Origin of the sequence: Geminicoccus flavidas (assembly GCF_009806515.1) — a bacterium.
Lineage (GTDB): Bacteria > Pseudomonadota > Alphaproteobacteria > Geminicoccales > Geminicoccaceae > Geminicoccus > Geminicoccus flavidus.
The window spans coordinates 1-8,367 of the sequence record NZ_WUJP01000430.1 but is presented as its reverse complement, the minus strand read 5'-3'; the positions used below and the strand labels follow the sequence as shown (position 1 = coordinate 8,367).

Annotated in this window: 7 protein-coding genes; all 7 read left to right on the top strand. The window is 68.0% G+C overall.

What is annotated here, in order from left to right; translation table 11 throughout:
- Positions 1-56 precede the first annotated feature (56 nt).
- Positions 57-2,063, top strand: a complete 2,007-nt coding sequence (locus EQG76_RS12075; RefSeq protein WP_159713670.1) for a hydantoinase B/oxoprolinase family protein — start codon at positions 57-59, stop codon at positions 2,061-2,063.
- Positions 2,060-3,529, top strand: coding sequence for a flavin-containing monooxygenase (locus EQG76_RS12070; protein ID WP_159713668.1), 1,470 nt, complete (start codon positions 2,060-2,062; stop codon positions 3,527-3,529). The genes EQG76_RS12075 and EQG76_RS12070 overlap by 4 nt, the downstream gene beginning before the upstream one ends.
- 45 nt (positions 3,530-3,574) lie before the next feature.
- Positions 3,575-5,173, top strand: a complete 1,599-nt coding sequence (locus tag EQG76_RS12065) for an ABC transporter substrate-binding protein (RefSeq protein WP_407925534.1) — start codon at positions 3,575-3,577, stop codon at positions 5,171-5,173.
- A gap of 34 nt (positions 5,174-5,207) precedes the next feature.
- Entirely contained in the window at positions 5,208-6,188 is a 981-nt protein-coding gene (locus EQG76_RS12060) for an ABC transporter permease (protein WP_159713664.1), read from the top strand.
- A 2-nt stretch (positions 6,189-6,190) separates the two neighbouring features.
- Positions 6,191-7,030, top strand: a complete 840-nt coding sequence (locus tag EQG76_RS12055) for an ABC transporter permease (protein WP_159713662.1) — start codon at positions 6,191-6,193, stop codon at positions 7,028-7,030.
- A 133-nt stretch (positions 7,031-7,163) separates the two neighbouring features.
- Positions 7,164-7,787 (top strand): cupin domain-containing protein, encoded by a 624-nt coding sequence (locus EQG76_RS12050; protein ID WP_255476511.1) that lies wholly within the window; start codon positions 7,164-7,166, stop codon positions 7,785-7,787.
- Between the two features lie 44 nt (positions 7,788-7,831).
- The coding region (locus EQG76_RS12045; RefSeq protein ID WP_159713658.1) for an extracellular solute-binding protein at positions 7,832-8,367 on the top strand (536 nt) is incomplete at its 3' end.

Below are 8,367 nucleotides of genomic sequence, written 5' to 3'. Positions count from 1 at the left end.
CTGGCGGCTCATGGCTGACCGGCAGGGTCTCCTGGTCGTGACGCGGGAGAATGGCGATGCTTGATCCGGTGACCCTCGAGATCCTGGTGACCAAGGTCGCGGCCACCGCCGAGGAGATGGGCATCGCGCTGCAGCGCTCCGGGCGGACGATCTACGTCAAGGAGACCCAGGACTTCGGCACGGGCTTGGTTAACCACGCCGGCAAGCTGTTCTGCTTCCCGACTACGGTCGGCGTCTGCAACATGGCCGACAACGACGCCTCGGACGTGATCAGGGCGGTGCCGGAGCTGGAGCCCGGCGACGTCATCATCACCAACGACCCCTACCGTTCCGGGGGGCTGGCCACCCACCTGCCCGACCTCCACCTGCTCCAGCCCTATTTCCACGACGGCAAGGTGGTCTGCTACGGCTGGTGCTTCATCCATTCCGCCGACGTCGGCGGGAGGGTGCCGTCCAGCATCTCGCCCTCCAATCACGAGATCTTCCAAGAAGGGCTGATGATCCCGCCCCTGAAGCTCGTGAAGGCGGGGAAGTTCAATCCGGACGTGGTGGCGTTCATCGAGGCGAACTGCCGGACGGCGGAAGAGAATTTGGGCGACCTGAAGGCGATGGTCGCGGCCTTGGCCGTAGGTGAGCGCCGGGTGGCGGGCATGATCGCCCAGCACGGCATCGAGGCCTTTGCCGCCGGCACCACCGAGATCATCGACTACGCGGCGAAGAAGGCGCGCGACGCGTTCCGCACCATTCCGGACGGGATCTACCGGTTCACCGACTATCTGGACGACGACTTGGTCTCGCCGCTGCCGGTGCGCATACACGCGACCATGACGGCCACGGACGGCCAGCTGGACATCGACTTCACCGGCACCGACCCGCAGATCGCGGCGGCCTTCAACCTGCCGTCTGCCGGCAAGCGCCATACCTGGCTGACCCTGCGCCTGCTGCAGTACGCGCTGACGCGCGATCCCTCGATCCCGATCAATGCCGGGATCCTGAACTCGGTGACGCTGCACATTCCCTCGGGCTCGCTGCTGAACCCGGTCTTCCCGGCGGCGGTGGGCGTGCGCCATGCCACGGGCAACCGGATGGTCGACGTGATCAACGGCCTGCTCGCCCAGGCCGTGCCGCACTTCGTGCGTGCCGCCGGCTGCGGGCTGATCATCCCGGTCGTGCTGGCCGAGCCCGCCGACGAGCATGGCAAGCGCAAGGTCGACGTGGTGGAGCCGATGACCGGCGGCACCGGCGGCAGGCAGGGCATGGACGGCGTGGATGGCCGAGATTCCTCGACCAGCGGCATGGCCAACAACCCGGTGGAAACGGTCGAGGCCTCGGCTGGGCTCACCATCCTGCGCTACGGCATCCGCCCGGATTCCGGCGGGGCCGGCAAGTGGCGCGGCGGGGTCGGCCTGGAGCTGACCTTTACCCCGCACCAGTCCGGCAGCCAGGTCCTGGGCCGCGGCATGGAGCGGTTCCGCTTCGTGCCCTGGGGCCTGCTCGGCGGCCGCTGCGGCATGGCCGCCCGCACCATCAAGAATCGGGGCCGGCCGGACGAGCAGGAGCTCGGCAAGATCGACATGATCGAGCTGCAGGCCGGCGAGACCATCACCGTGATGACGCCGGGCGGCGGCGGCTATGGCGATCCGTTCGAGCGTGATCCGGAACTGGTGCTGCAGGATGTGCGGCGCGGCTTCGTCACCCCGGCCGGTGCCCGGCGCGATTATGGCGTGGTGATCGTGGACGGCCTGCTGGACCGCGACGCCACGGCAGCGCTGCGCGCCGACCGTGAGCCCCGCAAGGACACGCTATTCGACCTCGGCACCGAGCGGCGGGTTTGGGAAAGCGTGTTCGACGACGCGCTGATGGCCAGGATCAACGGCATCCTGTTCCAGAAGCCCGCCTCGGCGCGCCAGGCCCTGCGCCGGCGGATCTTCGCCCCGGCGCTGGCGGTGATCGAGCGCGACCGGCCGTTCGACCGCGCGGCGCTCAAATTCGCCGGCCAGGCGGTGCGCACGCTCGTTGCCGAAATCGAGGCAGCCGAGAACGGCCGGGAGGCCGCGGCGTGAGCGATCAGGCCTATGCCGGTCCTCGCTCGCTGGCCGAGCTGGAAAGCCGACTTTGGTGGGACCTGGAAAGGCTGGAGGAGCTGCCGCCTGCCTGGGTGCCGCCACGTACCAGCGAAGACGGCACGCCGCTCCTCGATGTGGCGATCATCGGTGCCGGCATGGCCGGCCTTGCCGCCGGCTTTGCCCTGTTCCGCCACGGCATCGGCAATATCCGCCTGTTCGACCGGGCGCCCGAAGGCCGCGAGGGCCCATGGGTCACCTATGGCCGGATGGAGACGCTGCGCTCGCCCAAGCACCTGGCCGGCCCGGCGCTGGGCCTGGCCAGCCTGACCTTCCGCGCCTGGTTCGAGGCGCAGTTCGGTGCGGCGGCCTGGGAAGCACTGGACAAGATCCCGCGCCCGCAATGGATGGAATATCTGGTCTGGCTGCGCCGGGTCACCCGGCTGCCGGTGGAGAACCAGTCGGAGCTGGTCGACCTGGACGGCGACCGGGACGGTGTGACCGCCATCTTGGCCACACCCGAAGGTGAGCGGCGGATCCGGGCGCGCCGCCTGGTGCTGGCGAACGGCCGCGACGGGCTGGGCGGCCCCTTTGTCGCCGAGCCCTTCGCCTCGCTGGCCTCGCCGCGCGTGGTCCATTCCAGCGCGCCGATCGACTTCACAGCACTGGCCGGGCAGACAGTCGTGGTGATCGGGGCGGGCGCGTCTGCGGTCGATAATGCTGCGGAAGCCCTGGAAGCCGGGGCGAAGCGGGTGGTGCTGCTGGTGCGCCGGCCCGACATCCCGCGGGTCAACAAGAGCCTGGCCGGCAACCATGCCGGCTTTGCCCGCGGCTTTCGGGCACTCGCACCGGAAGCGCGGCTGCAGATCAACGGCTACATGCGTTCGGTGAACGCACCGCCGCCGCGCAACTCGATGCTGCGCTGCTCGCGCCATCCAGGCTTTGCCGTGCGCACCGGCAGCCCGGTGCTGGCGGCAAGGGACGAGGGCGAGACGATCCTTCTGACCACGCCACAGGGCAGCATCCGCGCCGACTTCGTGATCGTCGCCACCGGGTTCGGGGTCGATTGGCGCAAGCGGCCGGAGCTGGCGCGTCTGGCAGAGCGGGTGCTGCGCTGGCGGGACGTGCTGCCGGAGCTGGATGCGCCAGGGCCGGTGCTGGACCATCCCTTCCTCGGCGAAGGCATGGAGTTCCGCGACCGGTCCGGAGATGCCCATTCTTGGCTCGGCCGGGTCTACTGCTTGAACCAGGGTGCAGTGATGAGCCATGGCCGGATCGCCGGCGATGTGCCCGGGATCAGCGTCGGCGCGCAGCGGGTCGCGGACCATCTGGTCGAGAGCCTGTTCGTCGAGGACTGGGAGGACCATTTCGCGACCATGCGCGCCTTCGACCGCCCGGAGCTCCAGGGCGACGAGTGGACAGTGGAAGAACCAGCCCTCGACGATCTGGTCGACGAACCGATCTGAGCCTGCTCTCAGCCAAGGATAAGGATAACGCCGATGGTCCTCCGCATGCCCAGCCTGTCCCGCCGCGCCTTTGGCGCGTTCGGTGCCGCTGCCGGCTCCGCCCTGCTCTTGCCGCGCAGCCTGCGCGCCCAAGAGGAGCCGGTGCGTGGCGGCACGCTGCGCTTCCTGGTCGATCCGGAGCCCACCGGGCTGGTGCCGCTCTCGGACACGACCGGCGCCAACGTGATGCTGAGCTGCAAGATCACCGAGGGCCTCTACGGCTATAATCTCGACTTCTCGCTGCGTCCGCAACTCGCCCTCAGCCACACCCTTTCGCCCGATGGGAAGGAGCTGACCTTCAAGCTGCGCGAGGGCGTGAAGTGGCATGACGGCCAGCCCTTCACCTCGGCCGATGTAGCCTTCTCGCTGATGACGCTGAAGACCAGCCATCCGCGCGGGCGGGCGACCTATGCCAATCTTGAGGAGGTGCAGACCTCGGACGCGCATACCGTCGTCCTGAAGATGAAGGCGCCGGCTCCCTATCTCCTGAACGCGCTGGCCGGCCAGGAATCGCCGATCGTGCCCAAGCACATCTATGATGGCTCGGACATCGCGACCAACCCGCACAACCATGCGCCGATCGGCACCGGACCGTTCAAGTTCAAGGAGTGGCAGCGCGGCAGCCACATGATCTTCGAGCGCAACGAGGAATACTGGGACGCGGGCAAGCCCTATCTGGACCGGATCATTGTCCGCTTCATCCCGGATGCGGCTGCGCGCTCGATCGCGTTCGAGACCGGCGAGGTCGATGTCGGCGGTGACTACCCGATCCCCTACAGCGACCTGGAGCGGCTGAGCCAGGTCCCGACGCTCGGCATCGAGACCAGGGGCTATGGCTATGGCCCGAACATCTCGGCGATCGAGTTCAACCTGGACAACCCGTACTTCGCCAAGCCCGAGGTGCGCCAGGCGGTGGCCCACGCGGTCAACAAGGAGATCCTGCTCCAGAACGTCTATTACGGCTTCGGCGAGGTCGCGACCGGGCCGATCCACCAGGCGCACACCCAGTTCTACACGCCCGACGTCCATCAGTATGAGTTCGACCCGGAGCGGGCCAACCAGCTGCTCGACCAGGCCGGGCTGCCGCGCAACGGGGACGGCGTGCGCTTCGCCGTCAGCCACGATCCGCTGCCGATCGGCAACCAGCACATCCAGAGCGGTGAGTATATCCGCCAGGCGCTGGCCCAGGTGGGCATCCAGGTGACGCTGCGCAACCAGGACATGGCGACCTACATCAAGCGAGTCTATGCCGACCGCGACTTCGACTTCGTCAACAACACGATGACCAACTCGCCCGACCCAACCCTGGGCGTGCAGCGCTTCTACTGGTCGAAGAACTTCAAGCCGGGCGTACCGTTCTCCAACGGCTCGCACTATTCCAATCCTGAGGTCGACCGCCTGCTGGAGGCCGCCCAGATCGAGCAGGACCCGGCCAAGCGGGTGCAGCTGTTCCACGACTTCCAGAAGATCGTGGCGGTCGACATCCCGACGCTGAACACGATCGCGATCCAGACCTTCACGATCCACAGCGTGAACCTGAAGAACCACACGCTCACGGCGGACGGCATCCATGCCAACCTCGCCGAGGCCTATCTGGTGAGCTGAGCCGGTCTATGGGAACGCACCTGCGGGAACGATCATGAGTCTGCGGCTCCTGCCGGTGTTCGTGCGCGCCCTGGTGCGTTCCCTGCCGACGGTGGCGATCATCGTGGTGTTCAACTTCTTCCTGCTGAACATGGCGCCGGGCGACGCCGCCGACGTGCTGGCCGCCGAATCCGGCGCCGCCACCGCGGAGACCATGGCGGCGACCCGGGCGAGGCTCGGCCTCGACTTGCCGCTGCTCGACCAGTTCCTGAACTACGTGTCCGGCCTCCTGCGCCTGGACCTGGGCTTTTCCGCGAAGTTCGGCGTGCCGGTGCTGGAGGTGATCCTGGACCGGCTGCCGAACACGCTGCTCCTGATGGTCACCGCCCTGGTCTTCGCTCTGCTGGTGGGCATCCTCGCAGGCTTCCTGATGGCGCTGCGCGCCGGCTCCCTCCTGGACCGGGCGATCTCGGTGGTGGCCCTGTTCTTCTACTCGATCCCCTCGTTCTGGGGGGCGCTGATGCTGATCGTGATCTTCTCGGTCCAGCTCGGCTGGCTGCCGAGCAGCGGCTACCAGACGATCGGCTTCGAGGGCAGCGGCCTGGAGCTGGCCCTCGACATGGCGCGCTACCTGGTCCTGCCGGCTTTGTCCCTGTCCCTGTTCTTCATCGCCATCTATGCCCGGCTGACCCGTGCCAGCATGCTGGAAGTGTACGGCCAGGACTATGTGCGCACCGCGGTCGCCAAGGGCCTGCCGCCCGGCCGGATCGCGCTGCGCCACGTGCTGCGCAACGCCCTGGTGCCAGTGACCACCGTGGCTGGCATCCATTTCGGCATCCTCCTGGGCGGCGCCATCGTCACCGAGACCGTGTTCGCCTGGCCGGGCCTGGGCAGCCTCGCCTTCCAGGCGGTGTTCGCCCGCGACTTCGCGGTGCTACTCGGCATCCTGCTCCTGTCCTCGGTCCTGGTGATCGCGATCAACATCGCGACCGACCTCCTGCATGCGTGGCTCGATCCGCGCGTCGAGGTTTCCTGAAGATGGGCACGGACGGGCGGGCACTGCGCCGGTTCCTGCGCAACCCCAGCGCCTGGCTGGGCCTCCTGGTGATGGCGGCGGTGCTGCTGATGGCGGCCACCGCCGGTCTCTTCTACCCGGGCGACCCGCAGGGCATGGTGGCCAAGCCCTATCTGTGGCCGGGTCAGGACCCGGCTTTTCCGCTCGGCACCGACAATCTCGGCCGCGACGTCACCGCGGGCGTGTTCCACGGTGCCAGGGTGTCCTTGTGGATCGGCGTCGTCTCTGCCGCGATCTGCCTGACGATCGGGACGCTGGTGGGGGCCATCGGCGGCTATTTCGGCGGCTGGACCGACGACCTGCTGACCCGGCTCACCGAGGCGGTGCAGACCATGCCGTCCTTCCTGTTCCTGATCGTGCTGGTGGCGATCTTCCAGCCGACCCTCGCCACTATCACGCTCGGCATCGGCCTGGTCTCCTGGCCGACCGTGGCGAGGCTGGTGCGCGCGGAGTTCCGCCGCCTGCGCGGCCAGGACTTCGTGCTGGCCGCGCGTAGTCTGGGCTTCCCGCACTGGCGGATCATCTTCCAGGAGATCCTGCCCAACGCCCTGCCGCCCCTGATCGTCACCACGTCGGTGATCGTGGCCTCGGCGATCCTGACCGAATCGGCGCTGGCCTTCCTGGGCCTGGGCGATCCGAACGTGCTCAGCTGGGGCATGATGATCGGCAACGGCCGGGCGGTGATTCGAACTGCTTGGTATCTGAGTGCCGTGCCAGGCGCCCTGATCGTGCTGACCGTGCTGGCGGTCAACCTGCTGGGCGAGGCGCTGAACGATGCGGCCAACCCGCGCCTGGGCAACTGACTGCCGCCAAGGGCAGGGCGGCAGGCACTCGGCACCGGGCCATCCGGTCCGGCGTGACGCAACGGGTTTTCAACAGAATTGAAAATCTGGTAGCCTGCTCGGAACGGCAAGGGCCGTCCGGGCGGGGGGAGCATTGGGAAGCGCGGCAAGGCCAGATGAACCGGGAGCGGCAGCTTCCCTGAAGGTCGGGCCGCGTCTGCGCGGCCTGCGCAAGGCCAGGGGCATGTCGCTCGTGGCGCTGTCCCGACAGGCCGACCTGTCGATCGGGATGCTATCGCAGGTCGAGCGCGGCCTTTCCAACCCATCGCTCGCGTCCTTGTCCCGGATTGCGCGGGCCCTGGGCGTAGCGGCGGTCGACCTGTTCGACGCGAGGCCAGAGCCGATGGCGGCGGAGGCGCCGCTCGTCCAGCGCGTCGAGAAACGGCACGAGCTCCTGTTCGAGCAGCTGGGCATGTCCAAGCAGATCATCTCGCCGGTCCGCTCGCACCGCCTGGAACTCATCCTGCTCACGCTGGAGCCGGGCGGCCGCTCCAGCGACGGCCCCTATACCCATGACGGTGAGGAGGGCGGGCTGGTGCTGGAAGGTGCGCTGGAGCTGGAGGTGGCGGGGCGCGTGCACGCGCTGCGCGCCGGTGATTCTTTCCAATTCCAGAGCTCGCTGCCGCACTGGTTCCGCAATACCCATGCCGGAGTCACCCGGGCACTTTGGGCAATCGCCACCGCACCGCCGGATCTGGACGGATCCGTGCAGGCATGAGCGGCGGCGCAACATCGATCACATGCAAGTCGGGGAGGTTTGGAATGCCGATACGTTGGAAGAGCCTGATCGCGGGTCTGGGCGTCACGGTTCTGGCGCTGCCGGGACTGGCCGAGGCGCGCGACTTCACCATCGCTTCGTGGGGCGGCAACTATCAGGACGCCCAGCGCACGGTTTATTTCGCGCCGTTCGCCAAGGCCCAGGGCGACATCCGGATCCTGGAGGAGACCTATCTGGGCGGCCTCGCCCAGATCAAGGCGATGGTCGAGACCGGCAACGTCACCTGGGACGTCTTGATGATCGAGCGCAGCGACCTGATCGTCGGCTGCGACGAGGGGCTGCTGGAGGAACTGGACTGGGAGGCGATCGGCGGCGAGGACCAGCTGGTGCCGCAGGCCGTGCATCCGTGCGGTGCCGGCAACGTCGTGGTCTCGACCGGCTTCGCCTATGATCCGGCGCGGGTGCAGGAAGCGCCCAAGGACTATGCCGACTTCTGGAATGTCGAGAAGTGGCCGGGCAAGCGCGGACTGCGCGCCATGCCGAAGAGCACGCTGGAGCTGGCCCTGATCGCAGACGGCGT